Genomic DNA, 20,869 nt, shown 5'->3' with positions numbered 1-20,869 from the left:
GGTAAGCGTTATGAACCGATTTCAAGGCAAAGGACTGGCATTCGCCAAGCGAATCTATGCGCCACGAACGGTCGGCGTCAGCGTGGGCTTTCTCACCGTCGCAGCCTCCCTGTTTCACCTGAATGCCGCGCCATGGCTTTGGGCATTGGCATTTTTCAATGCGCTGATATGGCCCCACGTTGCCTACTACCTGGCCAGAACATCCAGGCAGCCCTACCAGGCGGAACGGCGCAACCTGCTGACCGACTCGTTCTGCGGAGGCTTCTGGATCGGTGCAATGGGGTTCAGTGTGCTGCCCGCGATCACTGTGGTCGCGATGATGGCCATGCACAACATCGCAGCGGCCGGCCCACGCCTCATGTTAAGGGGCTTCGTCGCCCAAGCGGCAGGCATCATGGTTTCACTGCTGGTGCTGGATCCGGTGATCAATCTGGAAAGCACCCCGATGCAGATGTATGCCTGCCTTCCGGTGCTGGTGATCTACCCGATCTTCATCGGCTGGATGAGTCATCAGGTCACGCTCAAGCTGCGTGAACACAGAAACATACTGCACAGGCTCAGCCGCACCGACAGCCTGACCGGCCTGCTCAACCATGGCGCCTGGAAGGAACTGCTTGATCTCGAGTTCGCAAAAAGCCGAAGCCTGAATCAGGAATGCGTGGTCGCGCTATTCGATATCGATTTCTTCAAGACGATCAACGACACCTACGGCCATCTGGTGGGCGACACGGTGCTGCAGAGCATCAGCCAGGCGATGGTGGACAACCTGCGCAAGAACGACGTGACGGGACGCTGCGGCGGCGATGAGTTCTGCGTGATCCTGCCGGGTGCCAACACGGCGCAAGCCCGCAAAGTGCTTGAAAAGCTGCGGCTGGCCATCGATGAACTCACCTACTCCCTGCACGAAGATTTGAAAGTCAGCCTCAGCATCGGCGTTGCGGCTTATAACCACGGCCTGAATGACACATCGGCCTGGCTTCACGAAGCCGACAAAGCCCTCTACCTCGCCAAGAGCACAGGCCGCAATCGTGTGGTCATTGCGGATGACATTAGCGCCGACTGTCAGGACATGGCCGACTGTCAGGACATGAGCGTTCAGACGTAACGAGTCAGCGCTTGTCTCCGAACAAAAGCGCAAACAGCGACTTGAAGCTTGTGACGTTCATCGCTTTGAACAATGCCGCCCGCATGTCGTCACGCAGGGATTCGACGGTGACAGGCTTGGGTTTGTTGGTTTTCTTCGCGGCCGACTGACTGCCCTGATCATTTTGGACGTTGTCTTTATCATCGCCATATTTTTCTTTGGAGAGCGTTCTGACATAGTTGTTTTTAAGGTACTCGCGCTTGGCAAACCTGGGCGTCAAGGGCTGCGACTCATCTTTCCCATTGGAAAATCGATTGATGACCTGTTCCATGAAATCAAAATCGTTGTGGTAAATAGCGCCGTAATCCTTGTCGGTTATAAAGCGAATGAAACCGTGGTCCAGACGCGTCGTTTTCAGCGCACCACTTTCCAGTATTCGTTGGGCAGAGGCAGCATCTTTATCGGTAAAGCGGTGATAGACCTTGTGTCCTTCGCGATTATAATCTAGCCCCGTATTGCCACGTGCGCTTATTCTGCCATCGTCTTTTTCACGATAAAACGCGAGTCTGGACCCTAACTCATCAACGTACGCCAAATCGGCACCCTGTTCCCGCGCCCACTCATACACTTCGCCCAACAACTGTCTGTCATCACGTGTTAAGAACTCGACTCTTGAACGCGATGTTCCACACTCCGCTTTCCCGAGTACAGGGACAGCACGATTTGGGTCGGTTATATGAAACAGACGTTGCCGCAGAAGTGCTTCTCCACTGATGGACACCGTTGGCATTGGTGGTGTCGGCTTTTCATTGGTTGGCATACTGAAAGCTTTTTCACCCGAACGAGCGGTAAATTTATCAGCCCGATCAACGGCAGTGAAACCGGCGTCACGTGATATTTGCATGTAAAGCTCCAAAAAATTAAGCCCCTGATAACCATTTATCAGGGGCTTGTCTTCAATAGCTCAAATGAAAGGTCACCTTATCAGCGCCCAACGGTCTTATTACCGAATCGCCACCCTCTGCCAAGTGCCGAACCATAACACTTGTCGAGTAGTTGAAACCGTACATATTAAACTTTTCTGTACTGTCTGCCCCGCCAGGAGTCGCAGCTATACAAGACGTGTCCTTGTTTCCGTCTACCTTATAGCATACCTCCACCTCTTCATTGTGAGCCGCCGGAAACGAGGTCAAATCCCAAGACACCTTTTGCAACTTAGATCTTGTTGCAGCCATGAACGGATAGTCTGAGAATCTCAGACTGTGCATGCTAATAGACACATAGTTTGGACTCAGCATTAGTCTAGGGGCGCTAACCTTAGTCACATCAAAATCTTTCGCCATACCAATCGCCGGAACAAAAAGCAGTAAAAAACTTAAAACCTTTATCATATAAAATCCTTTTCATAGCGCACACGCATGCGCGCATGCTTTTTTTAAAAAACCAAATACAACAATCTGAAAAATCAAAATCAATCACTGAAGACCGATAGCATCCTCCTCCGTAGATCTTCAGCTAAATCTAACTTAAACATTGCGATTAAAATCCATACATATTTACCGCAAAGCGATCGGCACACCAACAGCAAACACCTCGTATACAAACTGGAAATCACCCGGTTAACAGTGTCCGAAACGAGATTCCTCTCCTGCTACGTCAACCTTGGCGGATCAGCGCTTGCCTCCGAATAAAAGCGCGAACAGCGACTTGAAGCTTGTGACGTTCATCGCTTTGAACAATGCCGCCCGCATGTCGTCACGCAGGGATTCGACGGTGACAGGCTTGGGTTTGGTGGTTTTTTTCGCGGCCGACTGAGTGCCCTGATCATTTTGGACGTTGTCTTTATCATCGCCATATTTTTCTTTGGAGAGCGTTCTGACATAGTTGTTTTTAAGGTACTCGTGCCTTGCAAACCTGGGCGTCAAGGGCTGCGACTCATCTTTTCGATTGGAAAATCGATTGATGACCTGTTCCATGAAATCAAAATCGTTGTGGTTGATAGCACCGTAATCCTTGTCGGTGATAAAGCGAACGAAACCGTGGTCCAGACGCGTCGTTTTCAATGCGTCACCTTCCAGGATCCGTTTAGCGGAAGCCGCATCCTTATCGGTAAAGCTGAGATAGAGCTTATGCCCTTCGCCGTCATAGCTGTGCCCCGTATTTTCGCGCATCATTATTCTACCGTTGTCTGATTCGCGGTATGACGCGAGTCTAAACCCCAAGTCATCAACATACTTCAGATCAGCACCCTGTTCCTGCACCCACGCGTACACGTCCCCCAGCAATTGCCTGTCGTTACCCGTTAAAAAATCGACTCTAGAACCCAATGCCCCACGTTCCATCTGTACAAATACAGGCAAAGCACGATTCGGGTCGGTTATATGAAATAATCTTTGCCGTAAAAGCGCTTCGCCGCTGATAGAAACGGTTGGACGTTGGACGGGCGGTTTTTCGTGAATGCCTGCTGAAATGACTGCGCCTGCCGACTGGCTGTTTTGAGCGTTCCTTTTATCAAGTTGCATGATGGCGATTCGTGATTCGATACCCTGACTGACAACTCTCATTAATGGCTCCCTTGCTCACTCTTTGGTACTTGCGGGCGAATAAAAAAACACAACGCGTTAAACCGACATCAGCTGACAGCGCGCTGAAGTTCAGGCAAATGATCCAGCAGCCACTGCGGTTCACGGGTTTCTAAAATCACGCTGATCGGTTGTTTCAGTTCCAGTTTGCCGTAGAGCGATTCCTCATGATCCAGATGCGCTTGTTGAGCACTGCGGTAGTCCAGCGGGTAAATGCTTTTCTCGATAGGCAGCAGGCGGTCGAAATGCTCCAGCAGGCCGTGAAAGACAATGCGTCGCTCGACCGTGTTTCGCGTGGTGGCGATGAGGCTGGCGAAGTACCCGCTGTCACTCTGCTTGAGTGCTTCGGCTGCGGCGTAGCGTTCAACCAGCGTGTAAAGCCCGGTGTCGTCGAACACGACGCAACACAGATGTTCCCGGGGCTTGCGGTAGAACGGATTATCGGACGGTGGACGACGGCAGAACTCGCCCAGCGCGAACATCACTGCCTGCTCGGCAAGCGACTTGCGCTTTCTGTCATGCAGGCGCTCCAGGTCCTGGAACACCGGAGCTTGCCGTGCCTGCTCCCGAACCTGCCGGGAGAGTCCGGCAAACTGGCCCGCAGGCCCGAGCAGCGCGGCCTGTTGTTGGGCAAGGGCGGCTCGTGAAAGGAGCGACTGGCGCGCGGCCAGTTGCTGGAAGTCCGTCATCGGGTTGATATAAGTACGGTGCGTATCCGGCCGCAATGACTGATCGGAAAGCGAATCCTGCCGAACAAGACAAACAGTCATGTGTTGCTCCTTTTATTGTTTATTGTGCAGTGACGCCAAGCAGTGATGTTCAGCGTATTGATCGGCCCTTGATAAAACTCGACCCCGGCGTATTCTCTGACGCGGCAGCCAAGACCACAGTGCCAGCAGTAAGACCACAAGCCTGCTCCTGCTACCCCGCAAGAACAGACACGCGTTAAAACACTTATCTCGATAACGCCTATTCTGGCGAAGTCATCTCGATAAACAATCCGACAGATGTAGGGGGCTGCGAGGTTTGCCGGGAGTCAGCAGAAAAGACATACAGCGCGCCATGAGTTCAGCACGCGTTCTGGCCTGATTCTTTCGAAGCAGTGAAGACACATGATCACGCACGGTATAGCCGCTGATGCAGAGCTGCTGTGCAATTTCCTTGTTGGTACATCCTTGAAGCAAAAGCGCCAGGACTTCCTGTTCTCGAAGAGTCGCCCACATGGTATTCCCTCTTGTTGTCACTATGCCCACGAATGAACTTGTAGGGTGTTTCCTACAACTGCCATCCACGACCTCAAGAGCAAATCGGCTTTGATGCCGTTTTGTTTAGCGTTATTTTTTATATCGGAAATTACAGGAAAGCTCCTACAGAAAACTCGGAAACGCTTTAACAATTAACCAAATAAATACTACAAGCACTATTGACCACGAACCTACGAACCTACGAACCTAATATCAGGTTAAAAGCAGGCGCGAGATGAACTTGCGAATTAATAATTACGATCAATTTTTACAGCTGAGTCAGCCACGTCAGGCAATACATTCTTGAAGCCCTGTATTGCCTGAATTCATCCGTTCCAGCGGGGGGAGACAGGTTGTCGATGAACTCGAACCGACCGATGGATACAAGCCGAGCTGCTAACTGGCCCGGCCCATCACCACATCATCGACCTGCACGCCCCTGCGCAGGCCAAACACCACGGCCGTTAGCAGACCGGTCATGCCCATCACGACGGCGTAAAGAACGCAGACCCAGACGTTCCAGGGCATCAGTGCGATCAGCAGCAGCGGCGTGGTACTGGCCCAGAACGCATAGGCGATGTTGTACGTGAAGGAGATGCCCGACACGCGGATGTTGGCCGGGAACAGCCCCACCATGACCGAAGGCACCACGCCGACGATTCCGCAGGCCAGACCCGCGATGGCGTAGGCGACGCTGAGCGGCAGCCACTGCTCGATCAGGCTGGCGTACAGCACGCCGATGCCCAGCGGCAACAACAGACTGTAAAGCATGACGCCGCGCCAGGCGCCGATCCGGTCGACCAGCATGCCGGCCAGCACGCAGCCGATGTTCAAAAACACGATACCGGCGGCGCTCAGGGCAAACGTCTGGCTGGCCGAGATGCCGAAGCGCTGCTGCATGACTGTTGGTGTGATGACCACCAGTACGACCACGGCCGAGGTGAGCACGAAGGTCAGCAAGGCGGCGGGCAGCAGCGAGGCACGGTGGTCTTTCAGGACCTGTTTCAGCGGCAGGCCTTGCAGCCCCTCGCGCTGGGCATGCAGGGCCATGAACACCGGCGTTTCGCTCAACCAGCGACGCAGCCAGACGCCCACCACGCCGAACACACCGCCGAGCAGAAACGGAATGCGCCAGGCCCAGTCGAGAATCTCTGCCGGGCTGTAGACACGGGCCAGCCAGGTCGCGGTCAGCGCTCCCAGCAAGTAGCCGAAGGTCAGACCGGCCTGCAGCACGCCCAGGGCGTAACCGCGATGGCCATTCGGGGCGTGCTCTGCGACGAATACCCAGGCGCTCGGCACTTCGCCGCCGACCGCAGCGCCCTGGAGAATGCGCAGGGCCAACAGCACCAACGGTGCCCAATAGCCGATCTGGGCGTAGGTGGGCATGATGCCGATCAACAGACAGGGCAAGGCCATCATCAGGATGCTGAGGCTGAACACGCGTTTGCGTCCCAGACGGTCGGCAAAATGCGCCATCAGAATTCCGCCCAGCGGACGTGCCAGATAGCCGGTCACGAAGATGCCGAAGCTCTGCAACAGACGTAGCCACTCGGGCATTTCAGGCGGGAAGAACAGTTGGCTGAGGGTCAGCGCGAAGAATACGAAGATGATGAAATCGTAGATTTCCAGCGCCCCGCCCAGCGCTGCAAGACCCAGAGTCTTGTAGTCACCACGGCTGAAAGGCGCTTGAGGTGGTCGAACGATGGCCGTCATGAAGCCCCCGATACATGGCTGAAAAGCGCGTCCCGCGCTCGCTGGGCGCGAAGAATAGCAAAGCTTGGATCAGGCTGTGGGGTTTGGAGACGGTGTACTTATCGCGGGCAGACTGGTCCCTGCCTGCTGCGCTGCCCTTCGAATGTGACGCAGAGCGTCACAGATGGCACAGATTGCGGACTCAGTGAGCCGAGCGCATGACGTGGAAAACGCTGGAGCTTGGACACACATCTGCGCGACATTCGAGAACGGACGCGGAGCGTCCTGAGCGGCATTCCCACGCGGAGCGTAGGAACGATCAGCGTGATCTCAAGCACGCCGATCATGCCCATGCTTGTGCTCAGCGTTATACCCGAGTCTTGCTGCGACCGCCTCCCACAGGTTTTTCAGATCACTGATCGTTCCCATGCTCCAGCGTGGGAATGCCGCTCAGGACGCTCTGCGTCCGCTTCGGCAGTCAACTCAGAAATTGACTGAAGCCGAGAGTCTGGCGGTTCTGGGGGCGCCCATGAACAGGTAGTCGTCGCCCAGGTATTCGCCAGCGTCGCGCCAGTAGCGTTTTTTGAACAGGTTGTCGACGGTCAGGCGCAGGACCGTGTCGTATCCGCCGATTTTCGTGCTGTAGCGGCTACCGACGTTGAACAGCGCGTAGTCATTGACCTGCACCGAGCCTTCGCGGTCGGCCATTTTGCTGGCGCTGTACTGCACGCCACCGAGTAACGCCAGGCCGCGAATCGGCAGGCTGTAGTCGGCCTGCAGGCTTCCACGGTATTTGGGCACGTTGAGCGCCTGATGGCCTTCGTAAGCCTCGGTGCCGCTGCCTTCGACCCGTGCCCGAATCGCTGCGGCGCTGGCGGAAATCTGCAGACGCTCAGTCACCCAGCCGCTGGCACCCAGCTCAAGACCCGTGTTCTTCTGCTCGCCCTGCTGCACGTAGGTAAAGGTGCCGTCATCATTGGGCCTTGAATACTGATAAGCCTGACGCGCCTGGAACAGCGCGGCCGTGAAGCTCATGCGCTGCCAGTCGTACTTGATCCCGGCTTCCAGTTGTCGCGACACGGTAGGTGCGAGAATTTCGCTGGCGTTGGTGGTGAACCATGCCGCCGTCCCACCCAGCGAAAGCCCTTTGCTGTAGCTGGTGTAGAGCGACAGGTTGTCCACCGGCTTGTAGATCAGCGCAGCCTGGGGCAGAAACACCCAGCGTTCAGTGTGGCGCGCATCGCTGCCGTCCTCGGCGTACGCCTGCTCGTCGAGACGCACCTGACGCCCGCCCAGCACTGTCTGCCACTGCTCGTTGAAGCTGATCCGGTCGGTGACGAACAGCCCGTACTGGCGGCTGTCGAGACGACGCTCGGTGTGCGGCAATGGCAGGTCGGAGGGCGAAACCGCTTCAGGCGCCTCATTGATGTTGCCGGAGCCGACAAACTCGTTGAAGGTGCCTCGCGTGTCGACCGTACGACGGTAGGCGCTGGTGCCGAAGGTCAGCTCGTGACCGAGCGAGCCGGTAGTGAAAACGCCGGACATGGCCGCCTCGACTTCATCATTGCGCCGTGTGTCGTCAGGGCTGCGGAAGTCATAGATGTCATACCCACCTTCGGCACTGAAATGATTGGGCACCGCTTCTGCCGCGCAACTGGCCGAACCGTAGCAGCCCCAGGCGAACGCGCTGTAGTCGTCGATCACCACACGACTGCGAGAAGCGCTGAGGCTGCCCTTCCAACTCTCATTGAAGCGATACTCGAAGCGGCCGTTCATGTTCAGGGAGTCGATCCCGACGGGATTGGACCAGTTCTGATAACCCAGCAGCTTGCGCGGCGAAGCACCGTGTGGCAGGGTCGTGCCGCCGACCAATTGGTAGCCGGGTACAGAACGCTGTTCTTTGGTCTGGTACTCGACGTCCAGCTGCAGCAAGGCGCGGTCGCTGATGTTCCAGTCGAACGCCAGGGATGCGAAATCCCGCTGGCCATCGGCATGCTCGACGTAGGAGCGAATGTCTTCATGCGCCAGATTGGCACGCAGGCCGAACTGTTGCTCGCTGCCAAACCAGCCGCCCACATCAGTGGCAATGTAGCGCTCGCCATGCTCGTTGGTGGACACCGTGACCGAGCGCACGTCCTCCGCGCGCTTGGTCTGGTAATTGATCACACCACCCGGCTCCGACACGCCACTCTGCAGGCCCGACAAGCCCTTGAGCAATTCGACCTGCTGCTTGTTTTCCAGCGCCACATTCTGCTCGCCGGTGATGCTGCGGCCATTGATGCGATAACTGTTGGCTGCGTTGAGCGAGAAACCGCGCACCACGAAGTTTTCGTAGTAGCCGACCGGGGCATAGCTTTCGCCGACAGAGGCATCGTTGCGCAACACCTCACTGAGCAGTCTGGCCTGGCGATCCTCGATCAGCGCGGCAGTAAACACCGATACCGATGCGGGCGTGTCGAGCAACGTCGCCTGGTCGTAACCTGCAATGGAGGCCAGCGCCGCTTTATAGTCGCCGACACTTTCTTCGCGGGTGCCCGAGACATTAACGGCTTCCAGATTGACCGGCTCGACCGCCAGCACCGGCGAAGCGACGGCCATGCCCAAAGGCAGCAAGCGAGACGCAAGACGCGCGGCAGGTCGATAGGACGTACTCATTGTCGGACTCCAGAAGATCAGGCGCCTGGACAGACGCGAAGCACCTTCCGGCAGGGGGCAACCTTTTACGTTCACCGCCGGTTTTTTTCAACCTTTGCGTGCACGTCATTCTGTAGACGAATCGAGTGAGCACACTTTACTCACCTCGCTGATTCGCAATAACCGGACACAACGGTTTATTAAGCGTGAATTAAGTCAGCGTGGATAATCTGAATTCAACAAAGCCGCTGAACGATTCAGCGAGCCAGCAATCCATTACAACAGATCAATCAGAAGGACTACCTTTATGAAACTTATCTCTGCCCTCTTCGCTGCTGCTGCCCTGACTGTTGCTGCCGGTGCCGCCCACGCTGATGTTCGTCCTGATCAAATTGCCGGCCTGCAGAAATCCGGTGCAATCGGTGACTTGGAACAGTTCAACAAGCAAGCACAAGCCAAGCACCCAGGCTTTGAGATTCACGACACCGAACTCGATAAGGATGTTGGCGGCAACTACATCTACCAGATCGAACTCAAGGACGCCAAGGGCGTTGAGTGGAACTACGACGTGAACGCCAAGACCGGCGCCGTTGTACGTGACGAACAGGATCGTTAATCCTGCTGTCGGGCGCTGAGCCATTCACCGCCTGACAACCGATCAAAAAAATTCCCACCTTGCGTGGGAATTTTTTTGTGCGTTATATAAGGGACGGCTTATTCGGCCAACCCGACTTTCAACAACTGCCCCTTGCTGTCATCCGTCAGCAGATACAAGTAGCCATCCGGCCCCTGACGCACATCGCGAATGCGTTGTTTCATGTCTTTCAACAGACGTTCTTCCTGAACGATCTTGTCGCCTTCAAACTTCAAGCGAATCAACTCTTCAGTGGCCAGCGCGCCGATGAACAGGTTGTGGTCCCACTTCTTGAAGCGACCATCGTCGTAAAAAGCCATGCCGCTGAGGCCCGGTGAAACTTCCCAGACCTGAAACGGCACTTTGGTGCCTTCGACAAACTTGCCCTGGGCTTCCGGAATTGGCTCACCCGAGTAGTTGATGCCGTGCGTCGCGATCGGCCAGCCGTAGTTCTGGCCACGCTCGATGATGTTCACTTCGTCGCCACCCTTGGGACCGTGTTCGTTGGTCCACAAGGTGCCAGACCATGGGTTCAGCGCAGCACCCTGCTGATTGCGATGGCCGTAGGACCAGATTTCCGGACGCACGTTTTTCTGGCCAACGAACGGGTTGTCCTTGGGCACGTTACCGTCAGGGAAGATACGCACGATCTTGCCCTGCAGCTTGTCCAGGTCCTGCGCCGTTGCGCGTTCGTTGTTCTCGCCCAGCGCGATGAACAGGTAACCGTCGCGGTCAAACACCATGCGCGAACCAAAGTGATTGCCGACCGACAGCTTGGGCTCCTGACGGAAAATCACTTCAAAATCTTCAAGTTTGGTCATGTCCGCCGACAACCGCCCGCGCCCTGCGGCAGTGCCTGCGGTGTCGCCTTCGGCGGCTGTCTTGCCGCTGCCTTCGGAGTACGTCAGGTAGACCATGCGGTCCTTGGCGAAGTCAGGCGAAAGCACCACGTCCAGCAGACCGCCCTGCTTTCTGGCCCAGACTTGCGGCACGCCTGAGATCGGCGCGGACAGCTTGCCGTCCGCAGAAACCAGGCGCAGATTGCCCGAGCGTTCGGTCACCAGAATGCCTTTCCTGTCCGGCAGAAACGCCAGTGCCCACGGGTAGTTCAAGCCCTCGGCGACCGGCGTTACGGTCACGGTGCCGAGGTCACTTTTATAATTCTCGGTGGGAGCAGCACCCGCAGACAGCGGCAGGCTCAACACGGCAGTGGCACACAGTGTCGCAAACAGGGTTTTTCTGAACATGGGCGATTCCTTATGCATTGATTGGATGTCCTGCCTCAAGGCCTGGACGTGACGTCACTGATTGCGCCGTGAATCAGGGTTCTGCGTGGATGGCCGCTGGGGTGTCTGACGGTTTGGATAGCCATTGCCGATGCCGCCGTTTTCCAGCGTGGGCTTGCGCACCGGCGGCGCGATGTTGGGCGCACGTGAAGGTGGGACACTCGATTCGGTGCCCTGGCGGCTGTTGGGATTGGCGCGGTGGATCGGGCTGTTGTAAGGGTTGCTGCTGGCGCCGTTGTTCAGCGTGCTGTTGGGCAGGTTCTGTGCCTGTACAGCGCCTACTGTGGATAACACGCACAGCGCGCCCCACATCAGTTTGCGCACGAAACTGTTCATCACTTACCTCTTATGGGTTTGCGTCGAGAACGGTGAAGACTCAGGCCTTTGATGGCAATCAAGGCTTCAGGTTCGGCCCGGCAGTGGTGATGAGCAAGTAAAGCAACGCAGGAGTTTGTAACAAGGATGGTCAGTGCGGCACGAAAACGTATCCGCACATGACCTGGCGGCGCTTATTGGGCGCTCGCCATGGACGACGATGACGCCGAGACCAGCGGCATGCTGAACGTGAATGTCGTGCCGCGCTCGCGTGTCGAACACACCTCGAGCGTGCCGCCATGCGCGAGAGCGATCTGGCTGGCGATATACAGACCCAGACCAAGCCCGGCCTGCGGTTCGTCCGTCACGGGACGTGAGTAAGGCTGAAACAGCTGAGCCAGAACCGGCTCGGGAATGGGCGCACCCTGATTGGTTACGCTGAGCAGAAACGATCCACCATCGACCAGCGCCACGACATCGACTGGGCTTTGCGCATCGCCGTGGCTGATCGCGTTGGACACCAGATTGGACAGCAGCTGCGCAATCCGCTCGTGGTCGCAGCGGATGTGTTCCAGCAGGCCGATGCGGGAACGAATCAGTCTTTTGGGGTGCACACGTTGAATCTCGGAAACCACATGTTCAAGTGTGGCATCCAGGCCCTGCGCATCATGAATACTCAGCGGAATGCCGTGCCCCAGACGCCCCCTTGCAAAGTCGAGCACATCGTCCACCAGTTGCGAGGCTCGCTTGCCGGAAGTCAGGATGTGATGGACGATCTGCTGCGCCTTGTCGTCCAGCGGGCGGCGCAGCAGCAACTCGGCACTGGCGTTGATGGCGAACAGCGGATTGCGCAGGTCATGCCCGAGCACGGCGATAAACTGTTCGCGCAACTCCGAGACTTCACGCTCGGCCAGCAGATCGGCCTGCACCTGCTGCATGTTGTCCTCGGCTTCAATCTGCAACGCCAGCAGCCGGGCGAATGACTCCATCATGGCCAGTATTGGTGTGCCGGTCAGAGTGGCGGGCTTGGGGTCCAGCGCGCAGATGGTGCCGAAGAACGAGCCGTCGGCAAGAAAGATCGGGACAGAGATGTAGCTTTCGAAGTTGTACAGGCGCGGTGTGTGGTGGGCGCAGAACTTCGCGTCTTCTGCCACGTGATCAATCACTACAGGCTGGTGTGAAGAACTGATTTCATGGCAGATGGTGCTCGTCAATTCAAGCTCGCCGCCCGCCTCCAGACCGAAGTCAAGGTTGTCCAGAACGGCGCAGGCGGTCCAGGACGTTTGTGTGACGCGCGCAACGGCTGCAAACCCGAGACCAGTCGATTCGGTCACGACTTGCAGAATGGCGGGAACAGCGCTGATCCGACCGATTGTGGCTACATCATTTGCAATGGATTGCCGCATGTCAGACCTGTAACGAAGCTTTGATGTGCTGTGCATGACGAAACATTTTAGACGCGCAGACCGTTTTGTATATCAATGTCTGCGCAACCTTAACGTTTAGTTCCGCGCCTGTACCGTTCTTCCAGACGGGACGCGCTGCACATGAAAATATTCAATTCATATGAATATTGCTATCTATCCATTTGAATGGATTTTGGCGAGGTAGGCAATATTCTCCACACAACAAAACTCAAGCTGCGGGGCGTGGAAGTGTCGCCGTGAAGGTGGTGCCCTCTTCAACCGATGACCGAACACTGATATCACCCAGATGCGCCCGCACAATCTCACGGACGATGAACAGACCCAGTCCGACGGTTCGGGTTTCATCACTGTCGCTGACCAAACGCACGGCCGGTTCATACAGGCTATCGACCTTCTCCATTGGAATCGGCTCGCCACGGTTGTGCACCGATACCTTGATCACGTTCGCCTCGAATGCCGAAGTGATGACGATCTCGCTGTCCGGTGTGCCATAGGTGACCGCGTTGCTGACCAGGTTACCGACCAGTTGCAGGAGGCGGTCCGGGTCAGCGATGCAAGCGCCCTCTCCTCCCATGCGATGAATCAGCGTATTTGCGGTGAAGGTGAGTCGCAATTCCTCGACGCCCCTGGCCACCGTGGCGTGCAGATCGATCGGCTGCATTGAGAGATTGATGCCCTGGCCTACGCGGGCCTGCGTGAAGTCCAGCAGATCGACAATCATGCGCTCGGCGCGGTCGGTGGAATGATGGATCTGGCCGAGGAAACGCTGCTGGCGAGGCTCCAGCAGACTGCGCTCCAGCAAGCCGGCCGCCATCTTGATCGCGGCCAATGGGTTGCGCAGGTCATGGCTGACGATGCCCACCATCTGTTCGGCAAAAATCGCACGGATTTCCGCCTCGGCATGTGCCAGGCGCAGGCGGTTGCGGGCCGAGGTCAACTCACTCTGAACTGACATCTGATGCTGCAGCAGTTCCTCGGCCATCTTGCGCGCCGCCAGCAGTTCGCGTTCGTACTTGTTGCGTTCCTCAGCGAGAAACACCGCCAGTTCATGCAACACACCGGCCGGATACTCGCGGCGTACCGCGTTGAGCATCAGGGGAATGGAACGTCCGTCGGCGTGAATCATCTCGACTTTGACTTCGGCAATCGAGCCCTGCGTTTGCAGCAGAGGCGCCCAGTGAGTCTGCAGAAAGACCCTGCCTGCCATGTTCAGCAGGTCCTGGAAACGACGGCCCAGCACCGCTTCACGCTCAAGCCCCAGCCACCGACAGAACGTCTGGTTGACTCGTTCGATGGTGCCGTTGGGCTGCGTGATCAGCAGTCCGCAAGGCGCGTGTTCGTAAAGCGCTTCGGTTGCGGGCAGGCCTGCTTCTTCAATGACCATGCGTGGCGTTTCCAAAGGAATCGAGGAACAGGTTCATGGCATCGATACACGCCTGCGGCGCGCTCATGTGCGGGTAATGCCCCACGTTGTGGATCATGTGCAGGGTGCTGTCCGCGATCACGCGATGCAGGTATTCGCCGACCTGAACCGGCACGACCAGATCGTCGCTGCTTTGCAGGATGAGCGTTTTGGCGTTGAACAGAGCGACATCGGCGCGATGGTCGGAAAGAAACGTAACGCGGGCAAACTGCTTGGCGATGTCGGCGTTGGTTCGACAGAAACTGTTGGCCAGTTCTTCGCCCAGCTCCGGTCGGTCGGACGCCCCCATCAATGTGGGTGCCATGGTGCTGGACCAGCCCAGGTAATTGCTTTCCAGGGTTTCCAACAGCGAATCCACATCAGTGCGCGTGAAGCCGCCGACGTAATCGCCGTCGTTCAGATAATGCGGAGACGGGCCGATCATCACGTGGCCCGCAAAACGGCCAGGCGACTGGAGCTCGGCAAGCACGGCGACCATGCAACTGACCGAATGGCCAACGTGAATGATCGGACCGGAACCGCCAAACTCATCGACCAGTTCCAGCAGGTCCGTGGCGTAACCCTTGAGCGTCGCGTACTTGTGCGAGTAGTAGGCGGAGGTGTCTGACTGTCCGCTACCGACCAGATCGAAGAGCACAACCCTGTAATGCTCTGCGAAATGAGGCGACATGAAGCGCCACATGTTCTGATCGCAACCAAAACCGTGGGCAAAAATCAGCGTGGTCGGTCCTTCGCCCATGACTTTGACATTGTTACGCTGTTGGACCGACATAACGGGCTCCAGAAAACGGCCGCGCATCCTTCACGGCGCGCGTACAGCCAATACGATATGACGAGATTATCATCGTTACAGGCAATCTAGTGGCACAAACCAAATTTATGATGAACGATGGGAAAGATAGCGCTGAGAAAGTCTGGGCCAGAGCGGAGCAGTTTCTTCACTTTGCTTCATCTGCGTGATTCGTCGAGGGGCGAAAACGGTCGTGGGAGCGGACCGGGCGGCGTTCCGTTTGTCCGCGAAAGCAGGTGACGCCGACGAAGATGCAGCGTCTGAAACATGGTATTCGCGGACAAGTCCGCTCCCACTTTCGGATACCGCATTCATTCAGGTCGATTTGTGTATAACGATGAGCGCAGAGCGATGGGCACGATCGGTGTGCTTGAAACCAATGATCGTTCCTACGCTCTGCGTGGGAATGCCTCCCAGGACGCTCCGCGTCCGCTCTCGAATCTGACGCCAAGCTCTGCAGGGACTTCCAGGTTTGGATTACGCGGGCATCAGCTTCTTACTCGCCGATATCCTCGTTCCACAGTTCAGGTCTGTGGCCGATGAAGCGGTGCATCATGTGTTCGCAGGTCTCGTCGTTGAGCACTTCGATTTCCACGCCGCGCGAGCGCAGCAGTTCTTCTTCGCCCATGAACGTGCGGTTTTCGCCGACGATCACCTTGCGAATGCCGTACAACAGAATCGCGCCGCTGCACATGGCGCAGGGTGAAAGTGTGGTGTACAGCACAGCCTCGCGGTAGACGCTGGCGGGCTGGCGTCCGGCATTTTCCAGAGCGTCCATTTCGCCATGCTTGATGGCGCTGCTTTCCTGCACCCTGCGGTTATGGCCGCGACCGATGATCTTGCCGTCGTGAACAATCACCGAGCCGATAGGGATACCGCCCTCTTCGAGACTTTGCATGGCCTCGTCTATTGCAGCCTGCATGAACGGATCCATATCCATGATGTTGCCTCGCTTTCGTTGAGTGTCACTGTTTCAAAATATTCTGGGCATTGCCCAGTGCCCTGCTGACGTAACGCTCCAACAATGCCGATGAGCTGGCTTTCATTTCGGCGCTGACCTGCGTGTTTCTGGCCCTGAATTTGTTCACCACCGAAGACGAGCCGTCGCCCTGACTGAGCGAACGCAATTCTTCGGCCGAAAAAGAATGCGCATACGCCGTCGCCAGATGGCGGTCCCATTCAGCCTGGTAGTCCGGTTGCAGACGTCGCAGCTCGCGCTGCACCAGTTCCTGCGCCTCCGTCTTGCCGACCGTTTCAACGATGCTGGCAAAGGTCGTCGTCCGCGATGCGACCTGATAACCCAGCCACGCCAGACCGTCCCCCAGCTTTCGCTCCTGCACGAAGGTCAGGGCCGTGTCGTCCACTTCATCGGCAGCCACCTGCCTTGAAACGTCAAGCAACAGACAGGCCAGTAATGCCAGACCGGTCCTGAGCGCAACCTGCAATCCCTGCCGGCTCTCAGTCATTCGTCCCTCCCACGCTTGAATCGGTGCAGTGTGGGACGTTAACAGCTCATATCGCCCTTGCCACAACCGACGTCGCATACCGCTCACCTGTGCCGCTCTCAGCAATGTCCGTCACGCCATTGCGCCAGTGTGAGGCGGTAAATGCGCACGCCCAGTCGGTGGTACTGGCTGTGGATGTAGTCGCTGAAACCGGTTTTCTGCAAAACCCTGACCGACGCAGTGTTCTGCGGCTGAACAATGGCAATGACCGAGGGAAGCTGCAGGGTTTCGAATCCGTGTCGCAAGGTCGCAAGCGCTGCCTCGCTGGCCAGCCCGCGCCCCCAATATGACGGCGCGAGTCGATAGCCGATCTCCACCTCCATCACGTCATCGACCTGCTCGGCGTTCAAACCGCAGAACCCGATCAACCGGTTCGTCTCGACCTCGATGACAGCCTGCGGAGCAAAGCCATCGGCACTGTACGCGTGCATACAGTTACGCACGAATTCGCCCGTGGCCCGCTCACTGAGCACACCGCGTACGGAATAGCGCATGACCTGCGGGTCGCCGAGTATCCCTGCCAGCGCAGGCACGTCGGCGACCTCGAAGTCGCGCAACACCAGTCGGTCGGTCTGCGTCGTGTTCATCGCTCAGTTACAGCGCACTGCTGACCTTGGCAGCCACATCATCGGGCAGCCAGGCCTTCCAGACTTCAGGGTGCTGCTTGAGAAATGCCTGAGCGGCGACCTTCGGATCGGTGCGTTTTTCGCTCATGTCTGCCAGGGTCTTGTTGAGCAGATCAATGGGCAGATCCACCTTCTTGAAGAACGTCACCAGCTCCGGGTGTTTCTCGTTGAATGGTGCTGACACGCCGATGGACAGCTTGGCCGCCAGCGATGCGGAGCCCTGGGGATTGGCGTTACTGGCATCGGTCAGGGTTTTCCAGGCGTCGGCGTTGAACGGCGGCTCTTCCAGCTTGATCAGCTTGTACTTGCCCAGCAATGGCGTAGGTGACCAGTAGTAGAACAGCACGGGTTTGCCACGGCGAATGGACGAGCCGATCTCGGCGTCCAGTGCGGCCCCGGAGCCGGTACGGAAATTGACGAAGCTGTCATCCAGCTTGTACGCCTTGAGCTTCTGAGTGTTGACGATTTCCGAGGTCCAGCCGCTTGGGCTGTTGAGGAAGCGTCCCTTGTCCGGCGACTCAGGGTCCTTGAACACGTCCTTGTAGCGGGCCAGGTCCTGAACGGTTTTCAGCTCGGGAGCCAGCGGTTTGATGCCCTTGGCAGGGTCGCCCTTGATGACGTATTCAGGCACCCACCAGCCTTCGGTCGCGCCTTTGACGATGTCGCCCAGCCCGAACACCTTGCCGTCGGCTTCAGCCTTGACCCACACCGGGCTGCGGCCGGTCCACTCTTCGGCGATGACCTGAATGTCGTTTTTGGCCAGTGCGGTTTCCAGGCTGACGGTACTGCCGGGCAGCGTGTCGGTCGAGTAGCCGTAACCCTTCTCGACCACGGTGCGCAGCACCTCGGTGATCAGGCTGCCACTTTCCCAGGTCAGCGCGCCGAATTTGATTGGCTCTGCCTTGTCGGCCGCCAGCACAGGCTGTCCGAGCAGCCCGAATGCCAGCAGCGAGCCGCCCAGAAGTTTTGTTATGGATTTCATGATCACCTCAAGGTGCGGGTGTGAACTGGATGTCTGAAAGCTATCGACACCGACTGGATACGATTAGTTGTAGCCGTCTGCGCAAGCATGCGGGAAGGTTACCCGCCGGGCTGTATGATTCGCCCCTTTGATTGCGCACCTGTGAGCGGTTACTCATGCCTGATACCCATTTCACGCCCTTGCCCGATGAGTGTCGGCCGTTGCTGGGGAAGTTCTATCGCCAGCATCAGTCCTCGATGCGCGCCGCCAGCAAGGGTCAGGCCTGGGTGGCGAAACGGCAGGAGATCATCGGCGCACTGTGCCTCACGCCGGTCGAGAACGGACATTGGCTGACAAGCCTGTTCGTGGCACCGGAAGAACGCGGACAAAGCGTGGCGAAGCGATTGATCGAGGCCGCAGTACAACCGCTGACCGGACCGGTCTGGCTGTTCTGTCATCCGGATTTGCCCGGGTTCTATCAGCCTCTGGGATTCGAAGAGGCGCAGCGCTTGCCGCAGTCGCTGGGCGAGCGTTTCATGCGTTACAGCCGCAGCAAGGCGCTGATCGCCTTGTGCCGCAACGCATGACGGCAACGGTCAATCGTCGGTGTTGGGGTCCATGTCGGGGAACATCACATCCATGAAGCCGAACTTGCTGAAATCTGTGATGCGCGAAGGGTAAAGACGGCCGATCAGGTGGTCGCATTCATGCTGCACGACGCGTGCATGAAAACCGAAAGCGTCGCGCTGGATCGGTTGTCCGTCCGGGTCGAAGCCTTCGTAGCGGATGCTCTGAAAGCGATTGACCATGCCACGAAGGCCCGGCACCGACAGGCAGCCTTCCCAGCCCTCTTCCACGGCCGGGTACAGCGGCGTGATGACCGGGTTGATCAGGATCGTCTGCGGAACCGCCTCGGCCTGTGGGTAACGCTCGCTGCGCTCGAAGCCGAAGATCACCAGCTGCAGGTCAACGCCGATCTGCGGGGCAGCAAGGCCCACGCCGCCGACGCTTTCCATGGTTTCGAACATGTCGGCGATGAGGGTCTTGAGTTCGTCACTGCCGAACATCGTCTGCGGTACGGGCGGAGCGATGCGAAGCAGGCGCTCGTCGCCCATTTTCAGGATCTTGTGAATCACGAAGTCAGTCCTTTCAAGGATTCAGCCCTATCGCTGCGTGGACATGCGATTGTCCGAATCAGGTTCATCAGCCTTGGGCAGCGGCACGGAATGATCGCGACCCAGGCCGGAAACGTGCTGTTTGCCAACACCCTCGCCACCGCCGTCGCCCGCTTCTTTCTCGCCCTCTTCCTTGCCTTCGGCAGACATGTGCTCGATGACCGCATTCATTTCCGCACCCAGTAGCAACACTGCAGCGGAGATGTAGAAATACAGCAACAGCACGATGATCGCACCAATGCTGCCGTACATGGCGTTGTAGTCAGCAAAGGTCTTGACGTAGAAACCGAACGCCAGCGACGCGACGATCCATACCACCACCGCCAACACCGAGCCTGGGGTAATGAAGCGGAATTCCTGTTTGACGTCAGGCATGACGTAATAAATCAGCGCCACGGCGACCATCAGCAGCAGAATGATTGCGGGCCAGCGCAGGATGGTCCACAGCGTCACGATGAACTCTTCCATGCCGATCTGCGCGGCAATCCAGTTCATCACCTGCGGACCCAGCACCATGAACGCAGCCGCAGCGAGCAGCATCCCGGCGATGCCGACGGTGTAGAAGATCGAAAGTGGGAAGCGCTTCCAGATCGGGCGTCCCTCGACCACATCGTAGGCAGCGTTCATGGCGCTCATCATCAGACGCACGCCCGCCGAAGCGGTCCAGAGCGCGATAAAGATACCGATGGACAGCAGGCCGCCCTTGGATTGTTGAAGTTGGTCGATCACCGGGTTGACCTGCTCCAGTGCCTGCGGCGGCAAGACCAGCTCCGACTGCAGGCGCAGCCATGAAAAGAAGTCCGGCAAATGCAGGAAGCCGATCAGCGCGATCAGGAAAAGCAGGAACGGGAACAGAGAAAACAGCATCTGGTAGGCCAGTGCCGACGCGTAGGTGGACATCTCGTCGTCGAGAAACTCGTTGACGGTGCGTACCAGCACTTTGCCAACCGACAGTTGGCGCAAATGGGGGAAAATCATGGCGTTTCCTCTCGCTCCCTTACTGGAACACCTTACATCGTCAAGACCGGACATCGCTGCAATTATCTGCCAATTCAATGACAAGCATGCGCAGCGACCGATGTCACATTGACTTGACGGGCCGTAAAAGGTTTCAGTTGCGCAGAGCAGAATGCATAACGGTCATCCTGGGATGACCGTTATCTGCATCGTATTCCTCCCGGACTGCACGCCGGAAGAGATCAGCTTACGCCTTGTCGACGCCCTTCTTGATGGCATCCTTGGCTTCGCCCTTGGCCTGCTGGCCTTCGCCCTTGATTTCCTGCGCCTTGCCTTCAGCCCTCAGCTTGGTGTTGTCAGTCGCCTTGCCAACAGCCTGCTTGACGTTACCAGCTGCTTCATTGGCCATGCCTTTGATTTTATCGCCAGTGCTGCTCATGGGTGTATCTCCTGGGTCTGAAGACCGCATTGGAATCGGATGTCGTACTCGACATAAGGATTGACCGGCGGTTTTCGCCAAGAGTTTCAAGTATT

The 20,869-nt window shown here is 57.3% G+C and carries 20 protein-coding genes and 1 pseudogene; 3 read left to right on the top strand and 18 right to left on the bottom strand.

Features of this window, described 5'->3' with window-relative positions; all coding sequences use genetic code 11:
* The first annotated feature begins 10 nt into the window (after positions 1 to 10).
* Positions 11 to 1,105 (top strand): diguanylate cyclase, encoded by a 1,095-nt coding sequence (locus QRN20_RS19630; RefSeq protein ID WP_285361028.1) that lies wholly within the window; start codon positions 11 to 13, stop codon positions 1,103 to 1,105.
* A 4-nt stretch (positions 1,106 to 1,109) separates the two neighbouring features.
* Here the strand turns inward: QRN20_RS19630 and QRN20_RS19625 are convergent, their stop codons facing one another.
* The 6 genes and pseudogenes from QRN20_RS19625 to QRN20_RS19600 form a co-directional block, all read right to left on the bottom strand.
* On the bottom strand, positions 1,110 to 1,988 hold the full coding sequence (locus QRN20_RS19625; protein WP_285361025.1) for a hypothetical protein: 879 nt from the start codon (positions 1,986 to 1,988) through the stop codon (positions 1,110 to 1,112).
* Between the two features lie 766 nt (positions 1,989 to 2,754).
* Complete coding sequence (locus QRN20_RS19620; protein WP_122413580.1) at positions 2,755 to 3,648, bottom strand: hypothetical protein; 894 nt, start codon at positions 3,646 to 3,648, stop codon at positions 2,755 to 2,757.
* 68 nt (positions 3,649 to 3,716) lie between these two features.
* Complete coding sequence (locus QRN20_RS19615) at positions 3,717 to 4,436, bottom strand: hypothetical protein (protein WP_122613550.1); 720 nt, start codon at positions 4,434 to 4,436, stop codon at positions 3,717 to 3,719.
* Between the two features lie 199 nt (positions 4,437 to 4,635).
* A pseudogene (locus QRN20_RS19610) lies at positions 4,636 to 4,889 on the bottom strand (helix-turn-helix domain-containing protein).
* Between the two features lie 417 nt (positions 4,890 to 5,306).
* Entirely contained in the window at positions 5,307 to 6,623 is a 1,317-nt protein-coding gene (locus tag QRN20_RS19605; RefSeq protein ID WP_122490749.1) for an MFS transporter, read from the bottom strand.
* Positions 6,624 to 7,085: 462 nt separating this feature from the next.
* Positions 7,086 to 9,257 carry a TonB-dependent siderophore receptor gene (locus QRN20_RS19600; protein ID WP_285361020.1) on the bottom strand — a complete coding sequence of 724 codons (2,172 nt, stop codon included), beginning with the start codon at positions 9,255 to 9,257 and terminating at the stop codon, positions 7,086 to 7,088.
* A 286-nt stretch (positions 9,258 to 9,543) separates the two neighbouring features.
* On the opposite strand from QRN20_RS19600, the gene QRN20_RS19595 reads away from it, so the two are divergent.
* Positions 9,544 to 9,852 (top strand): PepSY domain-containing protein, encoded by a 309-nt coding sequence (locus QRN20_RS19595; protein WP_004888273.1) that lies wholly within the window; start codon positions 9,544 to 9,546, stop codon positions 9,850 to 9,852.
* Positions 9,853 to 9,950: 98 nt separating this feature from the next.
* Here QRN20_RS19595 and QRN20_RS19590 read toward each other — a convergent pair whose 3' ends face one another.
* The 9 genes from QRN20_RS19590 to QRN20_RS19550 all read right to left on the bottom strand — a co-directional run bounded on the left by QRN20_RS19590 (position 9,951) and on the right by QRN20_RS19550 (position 18,224).
* Entirely contained in the window at positions 9,951 to 11,117 is a 1,167-nt protein-coding gene (locus QRN20_RS19590; protein WP_029242495.1) for a PQQ-dependent sugar dehydrogenase, read from the bottom strand.
* 54 nt (positions 11,118 to 11,171) lie between these two features.
* Positions 11,172 to 11,492 (bottom strand): hypothetical protein, encoded by a 321-nt coding sequence (locus QRN20_RS19585; RefSeq protein WP_088234748.1) that lies wholly within the window; start codon positions 11,490 to 11,492, stop codon positions 11,172 to 11,174.
* Between the two features lie 173 nt (positions 11,493 to 11,665).
* On the bottom strand, positions 11,666 to 12,877 hold the full coding sequence (locus QRN20_RS19580; protein WP_004888268.1) for a GAF domain-containing sensor histidine kinase: 1,212 nt from the start codon (positions 12,875 to 12,877) through the stop codon (positions 11,666 to 11,668).
* A 229-nt stretch (positions 12,878 to 13,106) separates the two neighbouring features.
* Complete coding sequence (locus QRN20_RS19575) at positions 13,107 to 14,282, bottom strand: PAS domain-containing sensor histidine kinase (RefSeq protein ID WP_285361019.1); 1,176 nt, start codon at positions 14,280 to 14,282, stop codon at positions 13,107 to 13,109.
* A complete protein-coding gene (locus tag QRN20_RS19570; RefSeq protein ID WP_122417551.1) occupies positions 14,272 to 15,093 on the bottom strand; it encodes an alpha/beta fold hydrolase in 822 nt (273 codons plus the stop codon). Before QRN20_RS19570 ends, QRN20_RS19575 begins: the two co-directional genes overlap by 11 nt.
* A 514-nt stretch (positions 15,094 to 15,607) precedes the next feature.
* Positions 15,608 to 16,045 carry a nucleoside deaminase gene (locus tag QRN20_RS19565; RefSeq protein ID WP_025994752.1) on the bottom strand — a complete coding sequence of 146 codons (438 nt, stop codon included), beginning with the start codon at positions 16,043 to 16,045 and terminating at the stop codon, positions 15,608 to 15,610.
* Between the two features lie 31 nt (positions 16,046 to 16,076).
* Positions 16,077 to 16,577, bottom strand: coding sequence for a hypothetical protein (locus QRN20_RS19560; protein ID WP_122413588.1), 501 nt, complete (start codon positions 16,575 to 16,577; stop codon positions 16,077 to 16,079).
* Positions 16,578 to 16,675: 98 nt separating this feature from the next.
* Positions 16,676 to 17,203 (bottom strand): GNAT family N-acetyltransferase, encoded by a 528-nt coding sequence (locus tag QRN20_RS19555; protein WP_058432469.1) that lies wholly within the window; start codon positions 17,201 to 17,203, stop codon positions 16,676 to 16,678.
* A gap of 7 nt (positions 17,204 to 17,210) precedes the next feature.
* Positions 17,211 to 18,224 carry an ABC transporter substrate-binding protein gene (locus QRN20_RS19550; protein ID WP_043306147.1) on the bottom strand — a complete coding sequence of 338 codons (1,014 nt, stop codon included), beginning with the start codon at positions 18,222 to 18,224 and terminating at the stop codon, positions 17,211 to 17,213.
* 155 nt (positions 18,225 to 18,379) lie between these two features.
* Here QRN20_RS19550 and QRN20_RS19545 point away from each other — a divergent pair, with 155 nt between their 5' ends.
* Entirely contained in the window at positions 18,380 to 18,790 is a 411-nt protein-coding gene (locus QRN20_RS19545) for a GNAT family N-acetyltransferase (RefSeq protein WP_285361014.1), read from the top strand.
* Positions 18,791 to 18,799: 9 nt separating this feature from the next.
* Here the strand turns inward: QRN20_RS19545 and def are convergent, their stop codons facing one another.
* The 3 genes from def to QRN20_RS19530 all read right to left on the bottom strand — a co-directional run bounded on the left by def (position 18,800) and on the right by QRN20_RS19530 (position 20,774).
* The gene (def, locus tag QRN20_RS19540; RefSeq protein ID WP_029242486.1) at positions 18,800 to 19,339 is read right to left on the bottom strand and encodes a peptide deformylase; all 540 of its coding nucleotides are present in this window, start codon (positions 19,337 to 19,339) and stop codon (positions 18,800 to 18,802) included.
* 27 nt (positions 19,340 to 19,366) lie between these two features.
* Positions 19,367 to 20,356, bottom strand: a complete 990-nt coding sequence (locus QRN20_RS19535; protein ID WP_004888252.1) for a YihY/virulence factor BrkB family protein — start codon at positions 20,354 to 20,356, stop codon at positions 19,367 to 19,369.
* 226 nt (positions 20,357 to 20,582) lie between these two features.
* The gene (locus QRN20_RS19530) at positions 20,583 to 20,774 is read right to left on the bottom strand and encodes a CsbD family protein (RefSeq protein ID WP_004888250.1); all 192 of its coding nucleotides are present in this window, start codon (positions 20,772 to 20,774) and stop codon (positions 20,583 to 20,585) included.
* Positions 20,775 to 20,869: the final 95 nt, after the last annotated feature.

It is taken from the genome of Pseudomonas sp. fls2-241-TYG-175 (assembly GCF_030209155.1).
GTDB classification, from domain to species: domain Bacteria; phylum Pseudomonadota; class Gammaproteobacteria; order Pseudomonadales; family Pseudomonadaceae; genus Aquipseudomonas; species Aquipseudomonas viridiflava.
This window is presented reverse-complemented; position numbering and strand designations above follow the sequence as displayed.

Bases quoted from the DNA above. Each gene is read 5' to 3' on its own strand.
- QRN20_RS19630 (WP_285361028.1), top strand. From the start codon at position 11: ATGAACCGATTTCAAGGCAAAGGACTGGCATTCGCCAAGCGAATCTAT.
- QRN20_RS19625 (WP_285361025.1), bottom strand. From the start codon at position 1,988: ATGCAAATATCACGTGACGCCGGTTTCACTGCCGTTGATCGGGCTGAT.
- QRN20_RS19620 (WP_122413580.1), bottom strand. From the start codon at position 3,648: ATGAGAGTTGTCAGTCAGGGTATCGAATCACGAATCGCCATCATGCAA.
- QRN20_RS19615 (WP_122613550.1), bottom strand. From the start codon at position 4,436: ATGACTGTTTGTCTTGTTCGGCAGGATTCGCTTTCCGATCAGTCATTG.
- QRN20_RS19605 (WP_122490749.1), bottom strand. From the start codon at position 6,623: ATGACGGCCATCGTTCGACCACCTCAAGCGCCTTTCAGCCGTGGTGAC.
- QRN20_RS19600 (WP_285361020.1), bottom strand. From the start codon at position 9,257: ATGAGTACGTCCTATCGACCTGCCGCGCGTCTTGCGTCTCGCTTGCTG.
- QRN20_RS19595 (WP_004888273.1), top strand. From the start codon at position 9,544: ATGAAACTTATCTCTGCCCTCTTCGCTGCTGCTGCCCTGACTGTTGCT.
- QRN20_RS19590 (WP_029242495.1), bottom strand. From the start codon at position 11,117: ATGTTCAGAAAAACCCTGTTTGCGACACTGTGTGCCACTGCCGTGTTG.
- QRN20_RS19585 (WP_088234748.1), bottom strand. From the start codon at position 11,492: ATGAACAGTTTCGTGCGCAAACTGATGTGGGGCGCGCTGTGCGTGTTA.
- QRN20_RS19580 (WP_004888268.1), bottom strand. From the start codon at position 12,877: ATGCGGCAATCCATTGCAAATGATGTAGCCACAATCGGTCGGATCAGC.
- QRN20_RS19575 (WP_285361019.1), bottom strand. From the start codon at position 14,282: ATGGTCATTGAAGAAGCAGGCCTGCCCGCAACCGAAGCGCTTTACGAA.
- QRN20_RS19570 (WP_122417551.1), bottom strand. From the start codon at position 15,093: ATGTCGGTCCAACAGCGTAACAATGTCAAAGTCATGGGCGAAGGACCG.
- QRN20_RS19565 (WP_025994752.1), bottom strand. From the start codon at position 16,045: ATGGATCCGTTCATGCAGGCTGCAATAGACGAGGCCATGCAAAGTCTC.
- QRN20_RS19560 (WP_122413588.1), bottom strand. From the start codon at position 16,577: ATGACTGAGAGCCGGCAGGGATTGCAGGTTGCGCTCAGGACCGGTCTG.
- QRN20_RS19555 (WP_058432469.1), bottom strand. From the start codon at position 17,203: ATGAACACGACGCAGACCGACCGACTGGTGTTGCGCGACTTCGAGGTC.
- QRN20_RS19550 (WP_043306147.1), bottom strand. From the start codon at position 18,224: ATGAAATCCATAACAAAACTTCTGGGCGGCTCGCTGCTGGCATTCGGG.
- QRN20_RS19545 (WP_285361014.1), top strand. From the start codon at position 18,380: ATGCCTGATACCCATTTCACGCCCTTGCCCGATGAGTGTCGGCCGTTG.
- QRN20_RS19535 (WP_004888252.1), bottom strand. From the start codon at position 20,356: ATGATTTTCCCCCATTTGCGCCAACTGTCGGTTGGCAAAGTGCTGGTA.
- QRN20_RS19530 (WP_004888250.1), bottom strand. From the start codon at position 20,774: ATGAGCAGCACTGGCGATAAAATCAAAGGCATGGCCAATGAAGCAGCT.